The organism is Vallitalea sediminicola, from assembly GCF_054408565.1.
In genome coordinates, this window is the sequence record NZ_BTPT01000398.1 from 1 (window position 1) to 231 (window position 231).

The following is a 231-nucleotide window of genomic DNA, read 5'->3' on the forward strand; positions in this document are numbered from 1 at the left end:
AATACAAAAACTTTCAGGAATAGCTACAATGACTAATAATTTTGTTAATAACACTAATAATATGCCTGTAAGAATTGTTGATACAAGAAAAACAACACCTGGTCTAAGGGCATTAGAAAAATATGCTGTAAGAGTAGGCGGAGGTTATAACCATAGATTTAATTTATCTGATGCAGTCATGATAAAAGACAATCACATTAAAGCTGTAGGTAGTATAAAAAAAGCTGTAGA

Annotated in this window: 1 pseudogene; it reads left to right on the forward strand. The window is 30.3% G+C overall.

The window, feature by feature from the left end:
• Window positions 1-28: 28 nt before the first annotated feature.
• Window positions 29-231: pseudogene (locus tag ACX6CF_RS27180) on the forward strand (carboxylating nicotinate-nucleotide diphosphorylase); the annotation flags it as partial.